Source organism: Vibrio sp. 10N.261.51.F11 (genome assembly GCF_041471665.1).
In the GTDB taxonomy this organism is placed as follows: Bacteria; Pseudomonadota; Gammaproteobacteria; order Enterobacterales; family Vibrionaceae; genus Vibrio; species Vibrio crassostreae_C.
In genome coordinates this window covers 108,176-133,145 of record NZ_JBFROW010000037.1, presented here as the reverse complement: position 1 = coordinate 133,145, position 24,970 = coordinate 108,176, and the positions used below count along the sequence as shown (strand labels likewise).

Here is a 24,970-nt window from a genome sequence, read left to right as displayed (position 1 = left end):
CTTATCTCTCCACCAATGCTACTTTGCGGTTGTATATGTTCATTAGAGCGGACGTTAATAGGCTCAAGGTTAGGTAGACGCCCATTGTCATCGCGATTACTTCGATAGCTTGTCCAGTTTGGTTAAGTGTTGTTCCTGCAAATACAGAGACAAGATCAGGATAACCAATGGCCATCGCAAGTGATGAGTTTTTGGTCAGGTTTAGATACTGACTGGTTAGTGGTGGGATAATGATTCTTAATGCTTGTGGAATAATGACAAGCTTTAGAGTTCTAGAACGTGGGATGCCTAGAGACATCGCAGCCTCAGTTTGCCCATGGTTTACCGCGTTAATACCTGAACGAACAATCTCAGCAATGAACGCTGCTGTATAGATACTTAAAGCGAGCATCAATGCAGCAAGCTCAGGGATTATCGTAACACCACCCTTGAAGTTAAACCCTTTCAACACAGGGTAATCTGCAGAGATAGGCATGCCCATAACAAAGTAAGTTATCAACGGTAAGCCTAAAATCAACGCAGCTGCAATTCGCAACATCGGTGTTTGTTGGCCGGTCAGTTTCTGTCTGTTCTTAGCCCAGATGTTGATAATAAACGTAGCGATAATACCGACAATCAATGATGCGATGACAATGCTACTGCCTTGCTCAAAGACTGGAGCAGGGAAGTACAACCCGCGTACGTTCAAGAAAATTGCTTCACCTAGACTCATACTTTGACGAGCAGAAGGCAAGGCTTGTAGAACGGCGAAATACCAGAAAAAGATTTGTAATAGCAGAGGGATATTTCGGAATATCTCAATGTAGACAGCTGCAAATCGGCTAACTAGCCAGTTTGAAGAGAGCCTAGCGATACCCATACTAAAGCCCAGCACTGTAGCTAGCATGATGCCGAGTACTGAAACCAAAGCGGTATTGAGAAGACCGATAAAGAATGTACGACCGTATGAGTAGGTCTCGTCGTATTCAATCAGTGTTAAGCCGATACCAAAACCAGCTTCTTGTGAGAGAAAATCAAAACCAGTGGTGATACCACGGGAATCTAAGTTTGTGAGTGCATTATTTACAATCGTGTAAAAGAAAGCACAAAGCGCCCCGACGGCGATAATTTGGAAAATGATGGAGCGAAAAGTGGGGTTGTAAAATAAGTTGGCACTTTTGGGCTGTGGCTTTGCCTGAGCTGGAGAAATAGTTTCATTAGGTTTCATACTACTATAACCTCAAATCCATTTAATAAATAGGGCGGAAAACTCCGCCCTAATTGATGCTTGAAAATTTATTAACGGATTGGTGGAGCGTACATAAAGCCGCCCGCATTCCATAATGCATTTACACCACGAGAGATTTGAAGTGGAGAACCTGTACCAACAGTACGCTCAAAACTCTCACCGTAGTTACCAACTTGCTTAATTACTTGGTAACCCCAGTCGTCGCGAATGCCAAGGCCTTTACCTTTAGGACCGTCTACACCAAGAATACGTTTGATGTTTGGATCTTTTGACTTAAGCATTTCGTCTGCATTTTTAGAGGAGATGCCGTATTCTTCCGCGTTAATCATTGCTGAAAGTGTCCACTTAGCAACGTTAAACCATTGATCATCATCTTGACGAACAACAGGGCCTAGAGGCTCTTTAGAGATGATTTCAGGAAGTACTTCTGCAGATTTAGGATCAGCTAGGTTTAGGCGAAGTGCGTATAGACCAGATTGGTCAGTTGTTAGTACGTCACAACGACCTGCGTCGAAACCTTTCGATGTTTGTGCTGCCGTATCGAATACCACTGGCTTGTAAGACATGCCACTGTTACGGAAGTAATCGGCTAGATTAAGTTCAGTTGTTGTACCTGATTGAACACATACAGAAGCGCCATCAAGCTCTTGAGCACTTGTTAGGCCAAGTTCTTTCTTAACCATGAAGCCTTGACCATCGTAGTAGTTAACGCCTACGAAGTTCAGACCTAGAGCAGTGTCACGATGTAATGTCCATGTTGTGTTACGAGATAGTACGTCGATTTCGCCAGATTGAAGCGCAGTAAAACGCTCTTTTGCTGTTAGAGGTACATACTTAACTTTAGTCTTGTCACCGAGTACAGCCGCTGCAAGAGCTTGACAATACTCAACATCAATTCCTTCCCATTCACCTTTTGAGTTAGGGTTAGAGAACCCTGGAAGACCGGTACTTACACCACAAGTTAGAAAACCTTGAGATGTGACTTTGTCCAGAGTGCTTTCTGCCGCTGATGCCGATGTTGCCATCATCGCAGTTGATGCAGCTACTACTGAAGCAAGAAGTGTTAGTTTATTTGTCATTTGTATCCTTCCTTGTTAACCAGGTGACACCTGATACTCGTGCTCGTTTGAGTTTCTCTTATGTGTTGTGTTTTCTATGACCTTGTTGTTCAAATTAAACGAGTTGCATTTTGCAAATGAAACTGTGTGCGATTTAAACAACTGTTTATAAGGTTAGGAAAGGATCCGTAGTTTCACAAATGTATAATTTAAAAAGAATTTTGAATGAAATCACAAATCCGAACACAATTAGAATGACCAAATGTTAAGTGAATGTAAATAGTGCAACGGTTCACACTGTTGGTGCAACGAGATTTAGATTTTTATATTGATAATCGACTAGATAAATATTCTGAATCAACATCACAATGATGAAATATTAAACTTAAGAAATGTTGAAATTTGGTCAATAAATATTTTTATTACACTTCGATAGTTATGAATATGCTCCAAATTTGGTAGCATGGCTGAATAGTTATTGAAGTAGTCTCAAGGAAGAACATGCGTTATTTCCCAATGTTTTTGGATGTAGAAAATAAGCCAATCTTAGTTGTTGGTGGGGGTGAGGTTGCTTGCCGTAAAGTCGATAGCTTACTACGAGCGGGAGCGGATGTGACTTTGGTGTCTCCCAAGGTAGCGCCTTACTTAAAGCAGCTTGTGGACGAGAACAAGCTTCACTGGGTTCAAAACTTTTACTCGTCACAGATCATATCGAAAAATTACTTGCAGGTTTGGGCCACAACAGACAACCCAAGCTTGAATCACCAAGTGTATAATGATGCGAAAAAACTGGGCATTTTAGTCAATGTGGTTGACGATCTTCCTTACTGCGACTTCATCACACCTTCGATGATAAATCGCGGCAGAATCCAAATTGCCATCTCTAGTGGCGGGGCATCACCTGTTTTAGTAAGAAATATCAGAGAAAAACTCGAAACGGTATTGCCACAAAACATAGGTTTGATAGCAGACTTCGGTGCATCAAAACGCAATTCAATCAAAGAGTCATTCCCAACCGTCGACGAGCGTCGTAAATTTTGGGAGCGTTTCTTGTCATCCAGCTTTATCGAGCAGGTGAATGACAGAGAGCAGTTAGAGTCTTACTACCAGCAAGCGCTAACCGAAGGCATTGATAGCGAAGGGCAGGTCACTTGGATTGAATTCGAGCAAGATGTCGAGCTGTTGTCTATGAAGGCTTTACGTTTGATGCAGGAGGCAGAGCTCGTACTTTCACCGAGCGATTGTCCATTTGAATTTATCGACCTGTGCCGCCGAGATGCAGAAAGAGAGAGCTACGCCAACAGCGGAGAGCTATCAACAAAGCTTGAGCAAGCAAGAGCAGAGAAATTACGAGTGTGTGTGTTTATTCCACCAGCAAGCGTAGAGTTTAATCTGTTGGTCGGCAAAGACCTAAAATTGTCAGCAGCCCAAGTACTCAGTTGAGGTAATTGCTTCTAGTTGAAATGAGAGCTTTCTGGTTGTTTGAAATCGGCTAGAGGCTCGGAATAAAACTAAAGCTGGACCAGATAAATAAAAAGCCACTTCAAAAGAAGTGGCTTTTTGCTATTTCAAACACGACATTGTGCTGATGAATGAGCAACCCAAATAGGCGGTCACTCAAACTCAAAAATTAGTCGCGGAAGTTGTCAAACTGGAAAGGTTGACCAAGTTCACCGCCGCGAACTAGAGCCATAACAGTTTGTAGGTCATCACGCTTCTTACCAGTAACACGAACTTTGTCGCCTTGGATAGAAGCTTGAACTTTAACTTTGTTGTCTTTGATTAGCTTAACGATCTTCTTAGCGACATCAGTTTCAATGCCTTGCTTAAAGATAACCGTTTGGTGCCAAGTGCGACCTGTTTGGTCTGCCGCTTTCGCTTCCATCGCGTTAGGATCAACATTACGCTTCGTTAGGTTGCTGCGAAGGATATCGCGCATTTGCTTCAGTTGAAAATCGTCTTGAGCAGTCAATTTTACTGATTCATCTTTGTAATCAAAGCTTGCGTCAACGCCGCGGAAATCGAAACGAGTCGATAGTTCACGGTTTGCGTTGTCTACTGCGTTACGCAGTTCTACTGCTTCTACTTCAGAGATAATGTCAAATGATGGCATTGTGTTGTTTCCTTAAGCTAAGTTTCTATCTTTAATTGCTGTTGCAAGCATGTCTAGCATTGTTGCAGTATCTTCCCAGCTTAGGCATGGGTCAGTAATCGACTTGCCATATTCTAGGTTGTTAATGTCTGTCATTGGCTGGTTGCCTTCAATAATGAAGCTCTCTGCCATAATGCCTGCAATTTGGTTCTTGTTAGATTTAATTTGCTCACAAATGTCTTGTGCAACTTCTAACTGCTTACGGTGTTGCTTCTGACAGTTAGCGTGGCTAAAGTCTACAACCAAACGTTGAGGTAGATCGAATTCAGCCAGTTGCTTACATGCAGTATCTACAGATTCAGCGTCGAAGTTAGGGCCTTTATCACCACCACGTAGAATAACGTGACCGTATGGGTTGCCAGAAGTACGGTAAACCGTCATGCGGCCGTTCTTATCTGGAGAGTAGAAGTAGTGTGAAGCATGTGCTGCACGAATTGCATCGATAGCAATCTTGATGTTGCCGTTGGTCGCGTTCTTGAAGCCAACAGGGCAAGACAGTGCAGAAGCCATTTCACGGTGAATCTGAGATTCAGTTGTACGAGCGCCAATCGCACCCCAAGTGATAAGGTCTGCAATGTACTGACCTGTGATCATATCAAGGAATTCAGTCGCGGTAGCTAGGCCAAGCTTGTTGATATCTAGCAGAAGCTTACGAGCTTTGTTCAAGCCTGTTTCAAGTGCGTATGAACCATCAAGGTTAGGATCTGTAATCAAACCCTTCCAACCTACAACAGTACGAGGCTTCTCGAAGTAGGTTCTCATTACAACGAACAGTTCATCTTTGTACTGGTCTTGAATTTTGCTTAGGCGCTCAGCGTAATCAAGTGCCGCATCTGTATCGTGAACAGAGCAAGGGCCTACGATAACTAATAGGCGGTTATCACGACCAGTTAGGATATCTTCGATTTGGCGGCGAGAATTTTTAATGCGCTCAGCAACGTCGTCAGTAATAGGGTGTGTATTGCCTAGTTCGGCAGGAGTTGGCATAGGACCCAGAGCTTGGGTTCTCAACTCATCAGTTTTTAATGGCATGTGATAGCTTTTTTATTCTATTGCGAAGTGGTTAAGATAACGGAATTGAACAGAGGAATAAACTCTATTGAGTCAAAGTTATCTCAGTTATTGCTAATATTCTTATTTTTATCAGCAGGCCAGCGTCAAATAAGGGAATTTCACTTGTATTAACAGGCAGCTATCGGTATTTTCGTTTGAACACAACATAAAAATGCTGGAGCAGCAATGACTCAAGAAAATCAAAGCACTTTGCACCCAGAACTCGTCTTAGGTGATGTGCTGCCTTCTTACAACGATAATAATAATTCTAACCACTTATACGTTTCATTATCAGAATTAGTGATGGATCGTGTCTTCTACCACCCAAGTATCGAGAGTCACTTAGATACTTTGACTGATATTGAAAAAACGTCTTTAGAAGCGATCCTTGGCGATAAAACAGTCGATGAGCATTTTGTTTCGACCTTAGTGATTGCCATTCAAGCTGCCGTTCAGCCAAATCACACTTCTGTTCGTATCGCATTAAGCAGTGCAGACAGCTATGGATTCCGTTCGCTGCTTGGCGGGAACTGTGAAGCAGAAGAGATTAACCCTGCACTAGGTGTTCGTGGCGTTGCTCGTTACGCGACACCAGAATACAGCAAGGCTTTCGCTTTAGAATGTCAGGTTATTAAGGCATTACGTGAGCAGGGCATCAACGTTGAAGTAGTTGTGCCTTACGTTCGTGCGTTAAGCGATGCCGCTAAGATTATTGACCTGCTTGCCGAGCAAGGGCTACCACGCGGCCTTAACGGTTTGAAAGTACTGTTCTCGTGCGATGTGCCGTCTGCAGTGCTACTGAGCGAACGTTTACTGCATTACTTCGATGGTGTAGTGGTAAACGTTGATAGCTTAGCGTCTTTCACTTTAGGCGTAGACAAACACAATGAAGCTCAGCAACACGCTTTTGATCCACAAAATGAGGCGGTCATTACTTTGTTGGATATGATTGTTAAAGCAACCCTGAACGCGAAGAAGCCAGTGCTGCTAGTAACTCAAGGCTTAGTGGATTACCCACGTCTACAAGGTTACATAGCTGATCTTGAAGGCGTAGAAACGGTCGTGACTGCATAAATCGGTTTGTTGTCTTAGTAAGTCAACTGGCTCTATCCGTTTATTTGAAGCGCTAAAGCTTTGAGAATGAAAGAGATATCATTATGCGATGATATCTCTTTTTTGTAACATTTTTTTGACATCTCTATCGCTAATCGATTAACTGGTCTGATGACTGATTTGACTAGGTAATCCGAATGTTGACCCCTCTACAAAAAGCAAATTTCTACTTAAGCATGTTTGGCTTTTTCAAAGTCCCACTTATCTGGTTGTGCCGACCAAAACTACTCGCGTTGGACAACCAACATGTTGAAGTGAAAATCCCGCTTAGAAGGCGTACTAAGAATCACCTTAACAGTATGTACTTTGGCGTTTTGGCTGTAGGTGCGGATGTCGCGGGTGGGTTTCTTGCGATGAGCAAATCTCAGCAGCAAGGTGAAAAGATCTCGTTGGCATTTAAAGAGGTGACGGGTAACTTTTTGAAGCGCCCTGAAGGTGATGTGCATTTCACTTGTAACGACGGTGAGCTGATCAACACTATGCTGGCAGAAACCATGTCGACCGGAGAACGGGTCAATCAACCCGTAACCATTATCGCGACTTGCCCATCTTTACATGGTGACGAGCCGATGGCGGAGTTCACGCTTACGCTTTCAATTAAGAAAGTCCCTTCAAGAAAATAGCGATTAAATAATAGATTTTGGTTTAGAAGTCATGGGTAACGTTGAAGAGATAAAACAACGGTATGTGAATGGTTTCCACATACCGTTATAGAGAACTTTATAACGGCTCTATGACTCTTGAGTGATCTGCTCAATATCAACTATTTTTGAACGGTTCATAACGATCTTCCAACGGTAGTAGGTTGGTTCGTTATCATGGTTGTTCTCTTTAATGATCAGGTTGAGAAGATGACGCTTTTCTACTGATTCGCGGCTCACTTGTCCTTCATTCAAGCGGTAGATCTTGTTTGAGCCTTTATCCATCAACCGTGTCAGCGCTCTGAGGCTGATCGATAACGTTTCACGAGTCTCCTCATAACCACTCATAAAGGTCGATGTCGACATCTCAGTATGAGAGCGGTAATGCAAGATTTGCTCTTCACGTTGTACCACACGCTTTTTACGGATCGACTGAATGCGATCTGCAAGCTTAGAAAAATTTGCGTAGTCCAACCATTCCAGTTTATGGCCTACTGACTTGTTGGTCGTTGGATCATAGTAACGACGCTTCCATTTTGGCTTGCCTTTACGCAGCCAGCGCCAAAGGATGTCTCTCAAGTCATCTTTAAAGATCTCACGCAGTGCGTAAATGAAAGACATTGCCACGATGAAAGAGGCGGTAATCTCACCAAGAAAGTCACGAGCCAAGATCACAGTAGTGGTCACGACAACCATCACCAAACCGGTCGCGATGCCTTTCACGGCACGCTTAACGTTCTTACCCATCGACGTTGTCTTTTCTTTAAGCACGATAGGGTGTTCAATCAAACGACGCAGCAAACGCATCTTGTTACTCAAGCGGGTAACGTCCTCTCGAACTCTTGCTGAGTTGTAGCGGTTCAGTTTACGGTGCGCGGTCTCTTTATCACAAAGCGTTAAGAGTCGTTCTTTAATCGTTGAATACTCACTACCTCGTGGCATGTGTGAAACTAGCGATAGGAACTTTTGCTCGGTATACCAAGATAGGTAGTTATCGATATTAGCGTAGTAGCGCTTGAGATTTTCTTCGTAAGGGATGCTTCGGCGTAGCTTCTTCAAGATATCTAAAGCCAATTCAATGACTTCATCTACTTCATCAGCCGTTACGTCGTCACTATCAGTTTTATTTAAGCTGCTGACTGCTTTATCTAACGCGATAACATATTGGTAGGCAAACAGACTCAAACTGACACGATACTGTGTTGTAGATAAGCGTCCACGTTTTGCCAAGCGACTGTGTACCAAAGGTAAAAGTGTTTTGTCACTATAGTAGGCACGTTTTTGAGTGATTGAGCTGTAGAAAAAGGCACTTTCAGAAAGCACTTCAGGAGTCAGTCCAAGTTCACCGGGAATGAATAGATAAACGTCCATGTCGAGCTTTTTGGTCTTAGCCATGGCATGGTTAATTTTAAGTGTTATCGCATCTTGTTTATCAACGGTGATCAACGATGTCTCCTAGAATGTAAAAATATGAATGAAACTAGCGAAAGCATATCAGAGATCACGTATAATCTCCGCCAAATTTAAAGTAGAGACAACCTTGATGATTAATATTGGTCAAATAAACAACTTAGAAGTAGTAAAACAAGCAGACTTCGGTGTATTCCTTGACGCGAGCGACTATGGAACCGTGTTGCTGCCGAAACGATTTACTCCTGAAGGTGTTGAAATTGGTCAAAAGCTAGATGTTTTCTTATACATAGATTCTGACAACCAGATCGCTGCAACGACTGAAAAACCAATAGCTCAAGTAGGCCAGTTTGGTTTGATGACGGTTGAAGGTGTTAACAGCACTGGTGCATTCATGAGCTGGGGCGTGAAAGGTAAAGACCTTCTTGTTCCTTTCAGCGAGCAGCGTGGCCGTTTAAACGAAGGTCAGTCAATCTTAGTATATGTGTATATCGATAAAGCATCGAGCCGTATCGTTGGTACAACGAAGTTCAACAAATGGTTAGACAACACGCCTGCGACTTATAAGCAAAATGAGCAAGTCGATCTCATTATCGCTGAGCGCAGCCAGTTAGGTTACAAAGCGATCGTGAACGGTGAACACTGGGGTATGATTTTCCCATCTGACATCATCGGTAAGCTGTTCATTGGTAAAACACTAAAAGGCTACATTAAAAACGTTCGTGAAGAAGATGGTAAGATTGATTTGTCTCTTCAGAAGGTTGGTGTGGCTAAGATGGATGACCTAAGCACTAAGGTTCTTGACCTGCTTGAGAAGAAAGGCGGTTACCTGCCTTTGAATGATAAGTCTTCTCCTGAAGTTATTTTCTCTGCATTCAGAACCAGCAAAGGTACGTTCAAGAAGACAATTGGTGGTCTATACAAATCTGGCAAGATCACTATCGACAAAGAAGGTATCAGCTTAGTTAAGTAAGCGGTCCTTTCGGTCAAAAAAAAGCCCAAACCTTCCTGTTTGGGCTTAGGGGAAAGGGCTCCGAAGAGCCTACGCTAATCGTTTTAATCTTTTGACTGTTAGATTGAAGTCTAGTTTAGATTCTCTAAAGTGCGATTTTTCTTTTTGGAAATAGTGACTTGAATTGATATTTATATAATTAGCTGTTGATTTACAAGCGCTCGCACACTGACTTATATGGCCGATAGAATAGAAAAAGCCCAAACAATTAACGTTGTTTGGGCTTTTTGTTTATTAAGGTGTATTCAGTGCGAACGCTTTTAGAAAAGGTTCTTATCGCGCACGAGTTCGCGTGGTAAACCGTTCTTCACTCGGTTGCCAACCCACTTACCAAGGCCGATGATTGCACCATTGTACTTCACTAGTACTTCACCTTTTCCTGACAAGTTTTCAGGGCGAACATCGCGGCCCATGAACCATTCACGAGCATCTTCAATACTAAGCTCTACAACATTAGCTTCATTACCTGTTGCGAGCGTTGTCGCTACTTGGTGCTGCCAGCGGTAACCTTTTTTATGGGTTTCAGCGATCTTGATTCCCATGCGAGAAAAACGGAACTCACCGATCATCGGCTCTAGCGCTTCTGGGAATAGCCAAACGTCTTTGTCGCGAATCCAAACCTGAGTATCGCTTGGCAATTCGATATCGAGAGTACTCATTAGTTGTTCAGCGACTTCTTGCTGAGTTTTCTTTGATGCTTTTTCAAATGGGAATTTACCCATACGTTTTTTAACTTCTGGTGGAGTAACAGACGCTAGTTTACGGATACGTGCAACAAAGAAACCTTCAGAGTCATAGACCTGTGGGAAGATGTGAAGAAAGCCTTCTTCTGTCGTGGTTGCTTTTGCGTTGTCGAATAGTGATTCCAGAGATTCGAATTCAACCGCATCACCAAAGGTTTCTTTTAGGTGATGACACACTTGTTGGTTCTCTTCGGTGCTAAGCGTACACGTTGAGTAAACCAAAACACCATTAGGTTTAAGAGCATGGAATGCACTTTCAATCAGATCTTTTTGCGTGTCGGCAATGTCGACCACTGATTGATACGTCCAGTTCTTCATCGCATCGGCATCTTTACGAATGGTGCCTTCGCCAGAGCAGGGTGCGTCTAGCAACACAGCATCAAACTGTTCTGGTAACCAACCACCAAAAACTCGACCGTCAAAGTTACTTAGAGCGGCATTACGAACGCCACAACGTTCGATGTTGGCGTGAAGGACTTTCACACGGCTTGCTGCATACTCATTGGCAACCAATACACCGCGATTATTCATTAGCGCAGCGATTTGCGTTGTTTTAGAGCCGGGTGCAGCCGCAGTGTCTAGCACCGCTTGGTAATCAGCTTCGCCTTGGAAAAGTGCCGAGGGTGGCATCATCGAGCTGGCTTCTTGGATGTAGAAAAGACCAGACATGTGTTCTGCCGTATTACCTAGTGGCGCTTCACTTTCGTCCGCTGTAATCCAAAAGCCCGTTTCACACCAAGGTACAGGTTCCAGTTCCCAGCCTTTCTCTTTTGCTCGTACTAGGAAGTCTTCAACACTGATTTTCAATGTGTTGATTCGAATACTTTTACGAAGTGGTTTTTGGCATGACGCAACAAAAGAAGCCATATCTAGATGACTAGGCATGATTGCTTCGATGTGCGTTAGGAATTCTTCAGGAATATATACGTTAGCGTGCAAAAGAGTATCTCGATTTATTGCATTAATGCGGGGAGTTTAAAGCAAAATGAGGCCGTCCTAAACCATATTTGCAGCAAACAACAAAAATGCAGCCTAATGGCTGCATTTTGATGAAGAATTAATCTTCCAGAAACGTCAGAGAGTTCACTCTATGGACGAGGAATTGCGGTTCTCCATGATTTCCACTCATCTTCGGCTTGAGGATAGAGGTAGAAAGACTGATCTTCGCTTGCTACTGGTTGAAGTTCATTTGTCGGTGGCGTTGAGAATGTAATACCACCTCTTAACAAGCTGTCTACCGTTCCGGCTTTGATGTTTGCGCCTGACAGGCCGATAGAGACATCGACGCCCGACACGTTCCAGAACACGGTGTTTGCGCGGATTAGATACGCGTAGTCAGGTTCTATTTGAATCGTAGATATGATGCGATCAGCAAACTCGCCCAGCTGAACATCTATAACACTGCCAATTTCTAGTTCACGGAATAGGATAGGTGTACCTTCAGATACTGAGCCGCGCGTTTCGCTTTGCAGTTGGAATATCTTGCCTTCAGGCTGCACCGGTCCTTTGCTAAGCTCAAATTTCGTGTTTCTTTCACCTTTGCCCGGGTCTACGTTGATGTGTTTAGAGAGCAGCGCAGAGACGTTTTTGATGCCATTAAGGCCAATCTCAGGTTCTGCCAACCAGAAGTGACTGTTCGTCACGGCAATCTTGTCGACGTACTCAGGTAAAATACGCGCAGTAATTTCAATGCCGCCCTTGTTGAAGTTCGGAATCACCAAAGTAACCTCACCAACAGTGACACCTTGATATTTGATCGCCATGCCCTTGTTGACTTCTTGATCGCCAGAAGAGGTGATAGTAATCGCGCGGCCAAATTTTCGAGCAGATTTTGAATCTTTGTAAAGCTTCCACACGTCACCAAGTTTGTTGTCGATTCCCGGCAGAGAGTCAAAAGCAATACCGCCTTGGATAAGGGTTTTAACTGGTGCCGCTTTAATGCTGATACCCGATAGCGACGCATCAACCTCAACGCCTGATCGGTTCCAGAAAACAGTGTGCTTGTTGAGTAAGTGCGTGTAACGATTTTCGATTGTGACTTTGATTCTTACGCCACCGTCGGCAAGCTGAAAATCAGAAATACTACCCACTTGTAGGTTGCGGTAGAGGAGTGGACTGCCTTTAGAAATTGAAGGTAACTCACTGGCAAACAAAGAAAGTGTTTTTGAACCAGACTGATTAAACTTAGCAATTTCTGCTAACGACTTACTTTGGAAAAGTTGGTAGTCCGCTCGAGCTTCAGATTTACCTTCACTCACAAAGCTAATCGAGCCGGTAAGAAGCTGTTTTGCTGGTGGGACCGTAACACTCAAGCCTGATTCGGTTAGCTCTGCAGTCGCACTACCTGTCACAAAGAAACGGTTGTGGCTTTTGATAAGGTGCGCGTACTCATTATCGATAAGTGCATCCATGAAGACTTCGTGTTTATCAGAGCCCGTACCAACACCATCAACTAATCCCACATGGATGATAGAGCCAACGGCAATGCCTTTGTAGAGAAGTTGTGTACCGACATCTAACCCGAACGAATTGTTCGACGTTAAGCGAATCGCAACGGATTTCTCTTGTTCCTGACTGAATTCATTTTTGCGGATTGCAGTAAATCGACGCGCCTTTTCACCTTCACCCGGTACCAAGGTTAAAAAGTTACCTGTCACTAAATTGGCAATGTTTTTCATGCCAGTAAGCGACAGTTCAGCCTCTTCTAGAACGAATTTACTGCCGCTGTTTAAAAAGTCACTGAATGCCGGTTGGATAGCGGCAGATGCAACGACGTTTTCACGCCCTTCACTTAGCGATAAATCAGTGATTTGACCGATTTCAATGCCGCGATACATGATCGGAGCACCCGTTGCACTGATTTTATTATCATCGGGAACGGCAATCTTGATAGAGATACCTCGACCCGCTGTTTTCAGATCTGGGTAGAGTTTGAACTTAGTATTCATCTCAACCGGTTGGCCTTCTCCTGGAGAGTCGACCGCAATTGAACCGCCAAGCAATGCACTTAGGCTCTCTAAGCGAACATCAACACCAGAAAAGCCAATACTGGCACCTAAGCCACTGACATTCCAAAAACGGCTTTGGTCGGTAATGATATGGCTGTATTCATCTTTAATCGACGCTTGAATCGTAACGGATTTCGCGTTGTCGTTTAACTGGTAGTTGTAAACCTCACCAATTGGGATTTTACGGTAAACGATTTGAGAGCCAACAGACACGCCGCCCAGATCTTTGGTCGTCAGTGAAATGTTCAAACCTTCAGAAGCCAGTAAGTCAGAAGGGGAGGATTCTAACGCTTGGAAAACGGTTTCTGGGTCTTGTTTGGTTTCGCTCGGGTGGATAGCAATATAGTTACCTGAAACAAGTGCGTCTAATCCTGAGATACCCGACAAACTTGCTGTCGGTTTTACAAGCCAAAACCGTGTGCCTTTTGAGAGTAGCTTCTTCGCTTCTGGGTAGATGTCAGCATCGACATAGATGCTCGATAGATCTTTGGATAAAGTGATGTCACGCACCATACCCACCTCTAAGCCTTGGTAACGAATCGTTGTTCGACCTGCGACTAAACCTGCGGCATCTGAGAAGTATATCTGCACACGTTGTCCAGCATCGTGTATCGATTTCATGACCAACCAACCGGCTAAGGCGACGGTTAATATCGGCAGAATCCACAAAGGTGAGATGCCTTTGTTTTTCCTTACTTCTGGTGAATATGACGTTTGTGATTGGTTATCGTTGTTCATTCACTGACTCATCTTTAGAGGTGTAGTTATCCCAAATTAGCCTAGGATCTAAGCTTTCCGCTGCTAGCATCGTGAGAACAACTACGACGCCAAAAGCGACTGCACCATAACCTGGTGTAAAGTTTAAAATTTGTCCGCGGTCGACCAAGGTCATCATGATCGAAATAACGAACAGATCCATTACCGACCATTTCCCCACCCATTTCACGATGAAATAGATGGTCATACGTTGCCTGTGGTAAACGGCGCGCTTCATCTTGATACAGATTAAGATGTACGCGAGGCCCAGTATTTTCGCGACTGGCACGACGATACTGGCAATGAAAATGATCGCAGCGATGCCATACATATCGCTATTAATCAGCGAAGCCACACCGGAAATGATGGTGTCTTCTAGCCTTTGACCGTTGGTAATAAGAATAGAAATAGGAATGACATTGGCTGGCACGATAGCCACGGATGCGGCAAATAGCAGAGCCCAAGTTTTCTGTATAGAGTAGGGCTTGCGGTGGTATAAGTCATGGTGACAACGCACACAAGTATGACCGTCAGGCTGAGATAGGTGACAGTTGTGACAGTGTACGTTCTTACTCTCAGCAAAAGAGTATTCGGATTCTTTTGCCCAAGCTTCCCAGTAGCGACGTACACTGATACGGCTTACTAGTAATACGCTGAAAAGCTGCAGAAGAATCAGGCCAATCAAACCAGGGCCGACGAAAATGTCAGAGTAATCTTGCAGTTTGAAACATGAGACCGCCAAACTTACCAGAAACACATCCAACATCATCCAATGTTTGAGAGTCTGAATAATGGCTAATGCATAACGAAAGGGTGTGAAGATCTTAAGACGCAGTGATGCATGAGTGATGAGTACCGAGGTGCACACGAGCAACGGAGCGATCGAACTGCAGAACAGGATCAGCAAACCAAGTAGAGGAAAGCCTTCGCCCATTAAGGTAAAAACACCCGATGGTAACGTCGCGGGTATCATGACGCCAATCAGGCGAATACTGATGAATTCAAAAAAGTGCGATGGGATAAACAGCAATAAGCAGGTAATTGCGATTGCTAGGTTTCCAGAGAGGCTAGGGGTACCGCCTCTATAAAGCTGAGTTCCGCATCTTGGGCAGTAAGCTGATTTCCCTAAAGGGATGTCCATTTTATCTACGGGAAGTTCGCAGCCCTGGCAAAGACGCACTGAGCTGCTGTCGCATTGGTGTTTTGTTGATAAAGGGTTGGTTACGGATGGGGAGGTCACGCGACCTCCCAAGTTGAAACGTAAGTTAGGTTAGCAACCCGACTTAAAGACTCAGAGCCACAAACATCAGGCGTGCGATTGCACACTGCCGTAGAGTGTTTGATAGAGTCCTTGTTGTTCAACCAATTCACCATGTGTTCCCGTCTGTGTGACTTGTCCATCTTCTAAAACATAGATTAGATCGGCTTGTTTCACCGCTGATAATCGATGAGCCACTATCAAAGTTGTGCGATCTTTCAAAAACTCGCTCAACGCTTTATGCAGTGCTGACTCTGTTGCTGTATCGAGTGCAGATGTCGCTTCATCAAGAATAACAAACTTAGGATTGCTCAGCACCATACGAGCTATTGCTAAGCGTTGTCGTTGACCACCAGACAGTCGAACGCCATTCCTACCAATTTGTGTATCTAAGCCATTGCTCAGTTGCTTGATGACATCTTGCATTTGAGCGACTTCAAGCGCACGCCACAACGACATTTCGTCGTATTCAGCACCAAGGGTCAGATTATGCCTTAATGTATCGTTAAAGAGTATAGGTTGTTGTAAAACAACGGCAATTTGATTGCGTATTACATCAAAACTGATGTCGTCGGTTGTTTCACCGTTATAGCGAATGCAACCTGAGTCTGCTTGGTAAACCCCAATCAGCAACTGGATTAACGTAGATTTACCCCCTCCACTCGCACCGACCAAAGCGACTTTTTTACCTGCAGGGATGTGCAGCGATAGCCTATTTAAAACAGTGTTTTCTAATGTGTAAGAGAATGTAACGTCTTCGATGTCAACTGTCACTTCTTGATCTTCAGTAAATGGGTTCACTTTACTGATAGGGCGCTTCTCTTCTTCTAACTGAAGAAGATCGTTGATGCGTTGTAGTGCCGCTTTCGCGCTATACCAAGAGAATTGAATCCCTAGTAGCTCTTGGACCGGGCCTAACATGAACCACAAGTAGCCAAATACCGCGAAAATCTGACCAATGGTTAAGTCACTGAATAACACCATTAGCATAGCGACGGCACGGAAAAGCTCGAAACCTAGTAAGAACAGCAGAAACGAAACACGGCCAGCAGCTTCAGATTGCCAAGCGTATTTGTCTGCATCGATTCTTACTTGGTTTGCTTGAACCTTAAGTTCATCGAGAAAGATACGTTCTTTATTCGCCGCACGCAGTTGGTAAATGCCGTCTAAGGTTTCCACCAAACGGTTTTGAAAGCGCTCGAAAGATTGGTTTTCGTATTTCTTAAGGTGTTTGACCCTGCTGCCTAGTTTACGGGAGAAATAAATTACAACAGGATTGACCAATAAAATGAACAATCCTAAACGCCACTCTAACCACAACAGCACGATCGCTGTCCCGAACACGGTCAGGAAGCTGATGATAAATTTAGAAAGAGTCGAGCCAATGAACTTATCTATTGTCTCTATGTCTGTTATTAGGTGGGCGTTAATACCGCCACTGCCTTTGGTTTCGTATTGTCGAATACTGATGCGGCCAAGCTTATCTATCATCTTGCTGCGCATTTGATAGGTAATTGTTTTGGACACAAGCGTAAACTGACGCCCTTGCAGAATGTTCAACGCTTGGCTAACGGAGCGCATGATAATCACTAACAACAAAGTTAGTGCTATATAGCCAGTCGGTGTTTGTAATGAAGATGGAAGTAGGTGGTTCATCATCTCTAAGCCTGAAGCGGGCTTATCGAGTAATACTTCATCAACCATTAATGGCATGAGCAACGGGATAGGGACACTAATGAGAGTTGCAAATATGGCAATAATGTTAGCAAACAGTAATTTGGACTTGTGTTTTTTTACTTGAGTTATTAACCAAGAACGGCTAATAGTGTCTTCTGAACTGTTCATTGTAATGAGAATAAGTCCTATTTAGTTTGATGGCCGCATTCTACTGCGTTCTCTTGATAATGGAAGTCTCAATTTAATTGGAAGTTAATATGAAAATAGAACATTACCAACGCTTAACCAAACAAGCCGTTGCATTAATTGAATCAGAAACCGATCTAACTGCTAATCTTGCTAATATCAGTTCATTATTATTCATGGAATTGGATGACTTGAATTGGGCGGGTTTCTATTTAATGAAGCAGGACCAAGCTAAGGAAAAAGACGAACTTGTACTGGGCCCTTTCCAAGGTCAACCTGCTTGTGTGCGAATTCCGGTCGGGCGTGGTGTGTGTGGAACTGCGGTTGCGACGAATACAGTTCAGCGCATTCATGATGTTCATGAGTTCGAAGGTCACATCGCTTGTGACGCTGCAAGTAACTCAGAAATCGTTATTCCGTTCTCGATTGGCGGAAAAATCGCGGGCGTTCTTGATATTGATAGCCCAAATGTTGGTCGTTTTTCTCAAATTGACGAGGACGGATTGACATTTTTCATGGCAGAAGTGGAAAAGCTGCTTAATTCGCACGCGAACAAGGCATAAATTATTCTCTTACTGTGGTTTTTCCCAAGCATCTCTCTATAATACGTAAAAATATTTTCTTAATGCTCGCGGAAAACCGCAAAAACCAGGAACCCACATGGAAAACACTGAAAAGTTAAAAAACAGCAAAGAAGTTATCGCATATATTGCTGAATGTTTCCCTAAATGCTTTACTCTAGAAGGTGAAGCGAAGCCACTTAAAATTGGTATTTTTCAAGATCTTGCTGAACGTCTAAATGAAGACGAAAAAGTAAGTAAGACTCAGCTTCGTGCAGCGTTAAGACAGTACACATCATCATGGCGTTACCTGCACGGCGTAAAAGCTGGCGCAGAACGTGTTGACCTAGACGGCAACGCGTGTGGCACACTAGAAGAAGAGCACGTTGAACACGCTAAAGCTACACTTGCAGAAAGCAAAGCGAAAGTTCAGGCTCGTCGTAAAGAACAAGCACAAAAAGCTCGTGAAGAAGGCAAAGCGAAACCTAAGGCGAAGAAAGCTCAACAGCCTCGTCGTCAAGCGCCTAAAGCACCAAAAGTAGAAAAGCCTGTAGAAACACGCGCTTTGAACGCTGACGAATTCATCGCTGGCAAAGAAGTAAATGTGAACATGGGTAAAGGAAACATGGCTGCGACCATTGTTGAAATCAATAAGGAAGATGTGCGTGTTCAGTTAGCAAACGGCCTACAAATGGTTGTTAAAGCGGAGCACTTGCGCGCTTAAAGGAGATACTCCTACGCATGAAATGCCGTTCAAAATTGACACTGATTGCTGCTAGCTTTTGGCTAGCAGCTTCAGCTCAGGCTCTTGAAGCCAAATTAGATCAGGACGATTTACCTCTACTCGCTCCTGAGGTCCAACACGAAACTGCTAGTAAACGTGTTACTTCTCGATTTACTCGTTCTCACTATAAACACTTCAATCTCAACGATGATTTCTCTCAAGCTATCTTTAATCGTTACTTAGAGATGCTGGATTATAATCGTAATATCTTCACTCAAGCTGATATTGACTCTTTCGCTGCGTCATCTACACAAATTGATGATCAACTGAAAGCAGGCAATAACCAGATTGCATTCGATGTTTATAATTTGTCTATGCAGAAGCGTTTTGAACGTTTTCAATATGCATTGTCTTTGCTAGATACAGAGATTAAGTTTGATACCGATGAAAGTATTGAGCTCAATCGTAGTGAAGCGGAATGGCCAAAAGATATCGCTGAAGTGAATGAGCTTTGGAGAAAACGCGTTAAATATGATGCGTTGAATCTAAAACTTACTGGTAAAGAGTGGCCAGAGATTCAAGAAGTTTTGGAAAAGCGTTACAACAATGCGATGAAGCGTATTACGCAATCGCATAATGAAGATGCTTTCCAGATCTACATGAACGCATTTGCGCGTGAAGTTGATCCTCACACAAGTTACCTTTCTCCAAGAAATGCAGAACAATTCCAATCTGAGATGAACCTATCTCTAGAAGGTATTGGTGCTGTGCTTCAGATGACAGACGACTACACCGTTATTCGCTCTTTAGTTGCTGGTGGCCCTGCGTCAAACAGCAAACAATTGAGTGATGGAGACCGCATTGTTGGTGTTGGTCAAGATGGCGAAGAAATTGTTGATGTTATCGGGTGGCGTTTAGACGATGTAGTACAACTTATTAAAGGCCCTAAAGGGACCAAAGTTAAGCTACAGATCTTGCCAGATGGTAAAGATGCAAAAAGTCACGTTGTCACAATTGTTCGCGATAAGATTCGTTTAGAAGACCGCGCTGTTAAATCAGAAGTGATCGAGAAAGACGGCAAGAAAATTGGTGTATTAGAAGTACCAAGTTTCTACGTTGGCCTTTCTAAAGATACCGATAAACTGATCACCGAGCTTAAAGAGCAAGGTGTTGAAGGTATTATTGTTGACCTCCGAAACAACGGTGGTGGTGCACTGACTGAAGCAACTGAACTCTCTGGTTTGTTTATCAAAGAAGGACCTGTTGTTCAGGTTCGTGATAGCTACGGTCGTGTCAAAGTGAACAGCGATACTGATGGTCAAATCAGTTACCAAGGCCCGTTAACGGTATTGGTGAATCGCTACAGTGCTTCAGCGTCTGAAATCTTTGCAGCAGCGATGCAAGATTATGGCCGTGCAATCATCCTAGGTGAAAACTCTTTCGGTAAAGGTACGGTGCAACAGCATCGCTCTTTGAATCATATTTATGATTTGTTCGATAAAGAGTTAGGCTACGTTCAATACACAATCCAAAAATTCTACCGAATCAATGGTGGTAGTACGCAAAACAAGGGTGTAGTACCTGATATTGCTTACCCAACGCCAATTGATCCTGCAGATACTGGTGAAAGTGTTGAAGACAACGCTCTTCCTTGGGACAGCATCGACAAAGCGAAGTACTCAGTGTTACAGCGTAACGATGAGCAGATCGCAGCGTTGACGGCTAAACACGAAGCTCGTATCGCAACAGACATGGAATTTGGCTTTATCGCGCAAGATATTGAAAAATATAAGGCAGATAAAGACGACAATGACCTTTCTCTGAATGAAAAGGTTCGTCAACAAGAGAGTGATGATGCGGATGCGCTTCGTCTAGAGCGTATTAACCAACGTCAAAAAGCCGCTAAGTTAGAGGCATTTAAAACGTTGGATGATATTCCAAAAGACTACGAAGCCCCGGATGCTTATCTTGATGAATCAGTTGCTATCATGCTGGATATGATCAAGAAATAAACAAAATACCTGTTATAAGGTGATTGTTTAAAGACGTACTATTTGAAAAGCGAGCTTAGGCTCGCTTTTTTTGTACCTGTGTTCTTGCCTCGAATAATGTCATGTTAACGGCATGCTTCCTCGCTTTTTAACTTGCTGCAGAACCACTGTTATTTGATTTTCGGCTGTGAAGTACACTGTAAAAATAACTAAACTTAAGTATTATTTTTCGAGTGATAATGACATTTAAGTTACTTCGCACTTAAAATTTAGTGACTTAGATCATATTTTTTCGCTTTCTATTCATTACGTGCCTAAGCTTAAAGAAAACGAGGGGACGCTTATGAAATGGATTCTACTATTTTTATCTTGTTTAAGTTTTGTGGCTTTTGGGAGCGAGGTCGCTTCGAGTAGCCAACAATCAAAAAGTGATAGTAATCTATCTCATTTTGACCTTCCTTTGCTGCTTGGTGATTGGTATTTGATGAATCCTGATCCTGAGCAAGGCACTGAAAACTTTAGAGCGATCAAGCTCACTCTTGATTCAAACTACTCATTCACTATCGATATCCAAAAGAAAGACTACAGTGTCGATCATTGGGAAGGTTTGTATAACGCCAATGAAGACACGATTATTTTGGGTTTGAATACCTCAGAACCTCAGGTTTACGCGTACAGCAGTAATCACAACATGCTGAATCTTAACGGTGTTATGTTCACTAAGGCCTTGCCAAATGCATTGGCGGGAATCTGGTCAAGTGCCCAACTGTCTGGAAGCGATCTACGTGCGAGTAACATTCAAAAAATGGATTTAGTCCTTCAGCCGGACTTTATATTCATGTTCCGAGTATCAGATGAAGAAGGTGGTGAAGTCATTCGTCGCGGGGTGTATTACACAGAAGGCGATCAACTAGTGTTACTTTATGAGAACGGTGAACACGGCACTCGATATACACTGAACAGCGATGTGTTAACGCTGCAAGGTGAAGAGGGAGATATGTTTGCGGTACTCAATCGCATTCGATAATCGTGAGTTTTAGCAGTAACGGCGTACTCGTTGATAATATTGTGCACAGTTCATTTCTTAGGCGTTCCTGTCTGATTTGATTGATAAAATAGCAAAACATGGAGGCATTTTCTTACAATGCCTCCTTTTTTTAATATTCCCCTTGTTTTATTGGCGCTCAACCTTTAGATATATACAGTTAAAAAATAATTACGTATAACGATCAAAAGGAACCCGTCATGGCACATACACCTCAAGCCAAGTATCGTAAAGATTATCAATCACCATCTCACACGATTTCTGAAATCGATCTTACTTTCGATTTGTACGATTCAGCATCCATTGTTACGGCTGTTTCTAGTGTTAAGCAGGAGAAAGACAGCACGACATTAGTACTTGATGGTGAAGGCTTGAAGTTGGTTTCTGTTTTGGTTGAAGGCAACGAATGGACTCAGTACGAGCAGTCTGAAACTCAACTTACGCTGAATGACCTTCCAAAAGAATTTACTCTAACCATCGTTACCGAAGTTAACCCTGAAGGGAACAGTGCACTTGAAGGCTTGTACAAGTCGGGTGGCGCGTTCTGTACTCAATGTGAAGCTGAAGGTTTCCGCCGTATCACTTACTACATGGATCGCCCAGATGTGTTGGCGAAATTCACTACAACGGTAATTGCAGACAAAGCAGAGAACCCATTCTTATTAAGTAATGGTAACCGTGTAGATGAAGGTGAAGCTGAAAACGGTCGTCATTGGGTGAAGTGGCAAGACCCACATCCAAAACCAGCGTACTTGTTTGCTTTAGTTGCGGGTGACTTTGATGTACTTCGTGACGCATACACTACACAATCGGGTCGTAAAGTTGACCTAGAAATCTTTGTTGATAAAGGCAATCTAGACCGTGCGAGCCACGCGATGGTTTCTTTGATTAACTCAATGAAGTGGGACGAAGAACGTTTCAATCTTGAATACGACTTAGACATCTACATGATCGTAGCCGTTGATTTCTTCAACATGGGTGCGATGGAAAACAAAGGCTTGAACGTATTCAATTCGAAGTTCGTTCTAGCAAACGACCAAACTGCAACGGATACAGATTACCTAGGTATTGAAGCAGTAATCGGCCATGAATATTTCCACAACTGGACAGGTAACCGAGTGACGTGTCGCGATTGGTTCCAGTTAAGTCTGAAAGAAGGCTTAACGGTATTCCGTGACCAAGAATTCTCATCTGATCTTGGTTCTCGCGCAGTAAACCGTATTAACAATGTACGTATCATTCGCGGTCCACAATTTGCAGAAGATGCTAGCCCAATGTCTCATCCAATTCGTCCAGAAAAAGTGATAGAAATGAATAACTTCTATACTTTGACAGTGTACGAAAAGGGCAGTGAAGTGATCCGTATGATCCACACATTGTTGGGCGAAGATGGTTTCCAAAAAGGCATGAAGCTGTACTTCGAACGTCACGATGGTACGGCTGCAACATGTGAAGACTTCGTCGCGGCAATGGAAGATGCGTCGGGCGTTGACTTATCTCAGTTCCGCTTATGGTACAGCCAGTCTGGTACGCCGACGCTGTCTGTTGAAAGTAAGTACGACGCAGAGAAGAAACAGTACACGTTAACAACTCGCCAAGTAACAGCGCCAACTCATGAGCAAACGGAAAAGCAGGCTCTGCATATTCCTCTTGATATCGAGCTGTACACAGCTGCGGGTGAAGTTGTTGAGTTACAATGTAACGGTAAACCAGTTCATAATGTATTAGATGTGAAAGAAGCAGAGCAAACGTTCGTGTTTGAAAACGTTTCTGAGCAACCGATCCCATCATTACTTCGTGAATTTTCTGCGCCAGTGAAATTGGAATATGACTACTCAGATGAAGAACTGATCTTCTTGATGGAGAATGCTCGCAATGAATTCTCTCGTTGGGATGCGGGTCAAATGCTATTAGCGAAGTACATCCGCAGTAACGTGGAGAAAGTTCAGCAGGGTCAAGCGTTTGAGCTTTCTGATTCTGTTGTTGATGCATTCCGTGGCGTACTGCTGAGTGATTCACTAGAGCCTGCGTTTATTGCAGAAATGCTTTCTCTACCAAGCCACAATGAAGTATCGGGTTGGTACGAGCGCGTTGATATTGATGCGGTCGCATCGGTTCTTAACTCGATGAAAGTTACATTAGCTGCAGAACTTGAAGACGAGTTAGCGGCGGTTTATCACAGCCACGCACTAACAGAATACACGATCGATCACGATTCGATTGGTAAGCGTACTCTACGTAAAGTTTGCTTAAGTTACTTAGCTCATACTGGGCAGGGTAATGACTTGGTTGTTGCGATGTATCAACAAGCGAATAACATGACAGATACGATGGCAGCAATGGGCGCGGCAAACAGTGCACAACTACCATGTCGTGAAACCTTGATGGTGGATTACAGTGACAAGTGGAAACACGATGGTCTTGTTATGGATAAGTGGTTTGCATTGCAAGGTACAAACCCAAGTTCAAACGCACTTGAAGTGATCAAAGCGTCGATGTCGCACCAGGCGTTCAGTTTGAAGAACCCGAACCGTACCCGTAACTTGGTCGGTTCATTCTTAAACATGAACCCGGTTCAATTCCACGACAAGTCTGGTCAAGGCTATGCATTTGCAGGCGAGATCTTACGTGAACTGAACAGCAGCAACCCGCAAGTGGCTTCACGTCTGATTGACCCGCTACTTAAGTTCCGTAAGTACGATGATGAACGCCAAGCTCTGATCAAAAAAGAACTAGAGACGTTAAAGAACATGGACAACCTAGCAAAAGACTTGTTTGAGAAAGTGACGAAAGCACTAGAGGCTTAAGTCAGCGCGCATTCAGGTAACTGTTTGCTAATAAGCGGTTTACTAATAAACTGTTTGCTATAATGAAAGGTCATCAGTGGTAGAGAATATCTGCCACTGATTTTTTGTTTCTGGTTCATCGAATTTTCGATAAGCTAGAGCAGCTTCAAGTTCAGTTTCACCGTCAGACATCTAAAAGTGCCAAAAAACACTGGCACTGTATATTTATACAGGTATCGTATGAATCGCTATATTTTCCAACTTAACATCTCATATCAGCAGTTTTTGGCCAGCTATTCTGGCGCCGCAAGTAAAGTTCAAGTGATAACAACAACAGGTTTACGCTTACAGTTACCTGCAACTCGGTTCAGACCATTTCTTACACAAATAGGGGTTAGAGGGCAGTTTAGGCTGACAACTGACCAAAAAAATAAGTTTATTAAGTTAGAAGCTCTGTAAACCTTGGCGTGCCTAGTGAGTTAAAAGGAATCTTAATCACATAATCAAACATTTCAGCTCTTACCACCTCCAAAACAATTAACTATTTTTCAATAATGCTTTTACAATAA

General features: G+C 43.3%; 19 protein-coding genes. 10 read left to right on the top strand and 9 right to left on the bottom strand.

Annotation, left to right across the window (positions count from 1 at the left end; translation table 11 throughout):
- Position 1: 1 nt before the first annotated feature.
- The gene (locus AB4351_RS13250; RefSeq protein ID WP_017063829.1) at positions 2 to 1,207 is read right to left on the bottom strand and encodes an amino acid ABC transporter permease; all 1,206 of its coding nucleotides are present in this window, start codon (positions 1,205 to 1,207) and stop codon (positions 2 to 4) included.
- A 71-nt stretch (positions 1,208 to 1,278) separates the two neighbouring features.
- Positions 1,279 to 2,307 carry an amino acid ABC transporter substrate-binding protein gene (locus tag AB4351_RS13245; RefSeq protein ID WP_017059701.1) on the bottom strand — a complete coding sequence of 343 codons (1,029 nt, stop codon included), beginning with the start codon at positions 2,305 to 2,307 and terminating at the stop codon, positions 1,279 to 1,281.
- A gap of 480 nt (positions 2,308 to 2,787) precedes the next feature.
- Between AB4351_RS13245 and AB4351_RS13240 the strand changes: the two genes are divergently transcribed.
- Positions 2,788 to 3,729: a bifunctional precorrin-2 dehydrogenase/sirohydrochlorin ferrochelatase gene (locus AB4351_RS13240; RefSeq protein ID WP_017059700.1), complete on the top strand. Its 942-nt coding sequence runs from the start codon at positions 2,788 to 2,790 to the stop codon at positions 3,727 to 3,729.
- A 187-nt stretch (positions 3,730 to 3,916) separates the two neighbouring features.
- Here AB4351_RS13240 and AB4351_RS13235 read toward each other — a convergent pair whose 3' ends face one another.
- A complete protein-coding gene (locus AB4351_RS13235) occupies positions 3,917 to 4,399 on the bottom strand; it encodes a YajQ family cyclic di-GMP-binding protein (protein ID WP_372126236.1) in 483 nt (160 codons plus the stop codon).
- A gap of 12 nt (positions 4,400 to 4,411) precedes the next feature.
- Positions 4,412 to 5,470, bottom strand: a complete 1,059-nt coding sequence (locus AB4351_RS13230; protein ID WP_372126234.1) for a 3-deoxy-7-phosphoheptulonate synthase — start codon at positions 5,468 to 5,470, stop codon at positions 4,412 to 4,414.
- 207 nt (positions 5,471 to 5,677) lie between these two features.
- On the opposite strand from AB4351_RS13230, the gene AB4351_RS13225 reads away from it, so the two are divergent.
- Both AB4351_RS13225 and AB4351_RS13220 read left to right on the top strand, forming a co-directional pair.
- On the top strand, positions 5,678 to 6,565 hold the full coding sequence (locus tag AB4351_RS13225) for a putative PEP-binding protein (protein WP_017059697.1): 888 nt from the start codon (positions 5,678 to 5,680) through the stop codon (positions 6,563 to 6,565).
- Between the two features lie 176 nt (positions 6,566 to 6,741).
- Complete coding sequence (locus tag AB4351_RS13220; RefSeq protein ID WP_017059696.1) at positions 6,742 to 7,227, top strand: PaaI family thioesterase; 486 nt, start codon at positions 6,742 to 6,744, stop codon at positions 7,225 to 7,227.
- 108 nt (positions 7,228 to 7,335) lie between these two features.
- Here the strand turns inward: AB4351_RS13220 and AB4351_RS13215 are convergent, their stop codons facing one another.
- Positions 7,336 to 8,691 carry a hypothetical protein gene (locus AB4351_RS13215; protein WP_017063834.1) on the bottom strand — a complete coding sequence of 452 codons (1,356 nt, stop codon included), beginning with the start codon at positions 8,689 to 8,691 and terminating at the stop codon, positions 7,336 to 7,338.
- 28 nt (positions 8,692 to 8,719) lie between these two features.
- Between AB4351_RS13215 and AB4351_RS13210 the strand changes: the two genes are divergently transcribed.
- Complete coding sequence (locus AB4351_RS13210) at positions 8,720 to 9,628, top strand: S1 RNA-binding domain-containing protein (protein ID WP_017059694.1); 909 nt, start codon at positions 8,720 to 8,722, stop codon at positions 9,626 to 9,628.
- Positions 9,629 to 9,927: 299 nt separating this feature from the next.
- On the opposite strand, the gene rsmF is transcribed toward AB4351_RS13210, so the two are convergent.
- The 4 genes from rsmF to AB4351_RS13190 form a co-directional block, all read right to left on the bottom strand.
- Positions 9,928 to 11,349, bottom strand: coding sequence for a 16S rRNA (cytosine(1407)-C(5))-methyltransferase RsmF (rsmF, locus tag AB4351_RS13205; RefSeq protein ID WP_017063836.1), 1,422 nt, complete (start codon positions 11,347 to 11,349; stop codon positions 9,928 to 9,930).
- 149 nt (positions 11,350 to 11,498) lie between these two features.
- Positions 11,499 to 14,156 carry an MlaD family protein gene (locus AB4351_RS13200; protein ID WP_229647992.1) on the bottom strand — a complete coding sequence of 886 codons (2,658 nt, stop codon included), beginning with the start codon at positions 14,154 to 14,156 and terminating at the stop codon, positions 11,499 to 11,501.
- Positions 14,143 to 15,426, bottom strand: a complete 1,284-nt coding sequence (locus tag AB4351_RS13195; RefSeq protein ID WP_102321147.1) for a paraquat-inducible protein A — start codon at positions 15,424 to 15,426, stop codon at positions 14,143 to 14,145. Before AB4351_RS13195 ends, AB4351_RS13200 begins: the two co-directional genes overlap by 14 nt.
- Before the next feature lie 54 nt (positions 15,427 to 15,480).
- Positions 15,481 to 17,277, bottom strand: a complete 1,797-nt coding sequence (locus AB4351_RS13190) for an ABC transporter ATP-binding protein (protein ID WP_372126232.1) — start codon at positions 17,275 to 17,277, stop codon at positions 15,481 to 15,483.
- Between the two features lie 89 nt (positions 17,278 to 17,366).
- On the opposite strand from AB4351_RS13190, the gene AB4351_RS13185 reads away from it, so the two are divergent.
- The 6 genes from AB4351_RS13185 (at position 17,367) to AB4351_RS13160 (ending at position 24,860) form a co-directional block, all read left to right on the top strand.
- A complete protein-coding gene (locus AB4351_RS13185; protein WP_017630025.1) occupies positions 17,367 to 17,858 on the top strand; it encodes a GAF domain-containing protein in 492 nt (163 codons plus the stop codon).
- 97 nt (positions 17,859 to 17,955) lie between these two features.
- Complete coding sequence (proQ, locus tag AB4351_RS13180; RefSeq protein WP_017057223.1) at positions 17,956 to 18,579, top strand: RNA chaperone ProQ; 624 nt, start codon at positions 17,956 to 17,958, stop codon at positions 18,577 to 18,579.
- Between the two features lie 17 nt (positions 18,580 to 18,596).
- Entirely contained in the window at positions 18,597 to 20,591 is a 1,995-nt protein-coding gene (prc, locus tag AB4351_RS13175) for a carboxy terminal-processing peptidase (protein ID WP_017066965.1), read from the top strand.
- Between the two features lie 322 nt (positions 20,592 to 20,913).
- A complete protein-coding gene (locus AB4351_RS13170; RefSeq protein ID WP_017059686.1) occupies positions 20,914 to 21,597 on the top strand; it encodes a hypothetical protein in 684 nt (227 codons plus the stop codon).
- 218 nt (positions 21,598 to 21,815) lie between these two features.
- Positions 21,816 to 24,422, top strand: coding sequence for an aminopeptidase N (gene pepN, locus AB4351_RS13165; protein ID WP_372126229.1), 2,607 nt, complete (start codon positions 21,816 to 21,818; stop codon positions 24,420 to 24,422).
- Between the two features lie 219 nt (positions 24,423 to 24,641).
- A complete protein-coding gene (locus tag AB4351_RS13160) occupies positions 24,642 to 24,860 on the top strand; it encodes a DUF2835 domain-containing protein (protein WP_004733645.1) in 219 nt (72 codons plus the stop codon).
- Positions 24,861 to 24,970: the final 110 nt, after the last annotated feature.

Excerpts from the sequence above, each read along its gene's own strand:
- AB4351_RS13250 (WP_017063829.1), bottom strand. The coding sequence starts at position 1,207 with ATGAAACCTAATGAAACTATTTCTCCAGCTCAGGCAAAGCCACAGCCC.
- AB4351_RS13245 (WP_017059701.1), bottom strand. The coding sequence starts at position 2,307 with ATGACAAATAAACTAACACTTCTTGCTTCAGTAGTAGCTGCATCAACT.
- AB4351_RS13240 (WP_017059700.1), top strand. The coding sequence starts at position 2,788 with ATGCGTTATTTCCCAATGTTTTTGGATGTAGAAAATAAGCCAATCTTA.
- AB4351_RS13235 (WP_372126236.1), bottom strand. The coding sequence starts at position 4,399 with ATGCCATCATTTGACATTATCTCTGAAGTAGAAGCAGTAGAACTGCGT.
- AB4351_RS13230 (WP_372126234.1), bottom strand. The coding sequence starts at position 5,470 with ATGCCATTAAAAACTGATGAGTTGAGAACCCAAGCTCTGGGTCCTATG.
- AB4351_RS13225 (WP_017059697.1), top strand. The coding sequence starts at position 5,678 with ATGACTCAAGAAAATCAAAGCACTTTGCACCCAGAACTCGTCTTAGGT.
- AB4351_RS13220 (WP_017059696.1), top strand. The coding sequence starts at position 6,742 with ATGTTGACCCCTCTACAAAAAGCAAATTTCTACTTAAGCATGTTTGGC.
- AB4351_RS13210 (WP_017059694.1), top strand. The coding sequence starts at position 8,720 with ATGAAACTAGCGAAAGCATATCAGAGATCACGTATAATCTCCGCCAAA.
- AB4351_RS13200 (WP_229647992.1), bottom strand. The coding sequence starts at position 14,156 with ATGAACAACGATAACCAATCACAAACGTCATATTCACCAGAAGTAAGG.
- AB4351_RS13190 (WP_372126232.1), bottom strand. The coding sequence starts at position 17,277 with ATGAACAGTTCAGAAGACACTATTAGCCGTTCTTGGTTAATAACTCAA.
- AB4351_RS13185 (WP_017630025.1), top strand. The coding sequence starts at position 17,367 with ATGAAAATAGAACATTACCAACGCTTAACCAAACAAGCCGTTGCATTA.
- proQ (WP_017057223.1), top strand. The coding sequence starts at position 17,956 with ATGGAAAACACTGAAAAGTTAAAAAACAGCAAAGAAGTTATCGCATAT.
- prc (WP_017066965.1), top strand. The coding sequence starts at position 18,597 with ATGAAATGCCGTTCAAAATTGACACTGATTGCTGCTAGCTTTTGGCTA.
- AB4351_RS13170 (WP_017059686.1), top strand. The coding sequence starts at position 20,914 with ATGAAATGGATTCTACTATTTTTATCTTGTTTAAGTTTTGTGGCTTTT.
- pepN (WP_372126229.1), top strand. The coding sequence starts at position 21,816 with ATGGCACATACACCTCAAGCCAAGTATCGTAAAGATTATCAATCACCA.
- AB4351_RS13160 (WP_004733645.1), top strand. The coding sequence starts at position 24,642 with ATGAATCGCTATATTTTCCAACTTAACATCTCATATCAGCAGTTTTTG.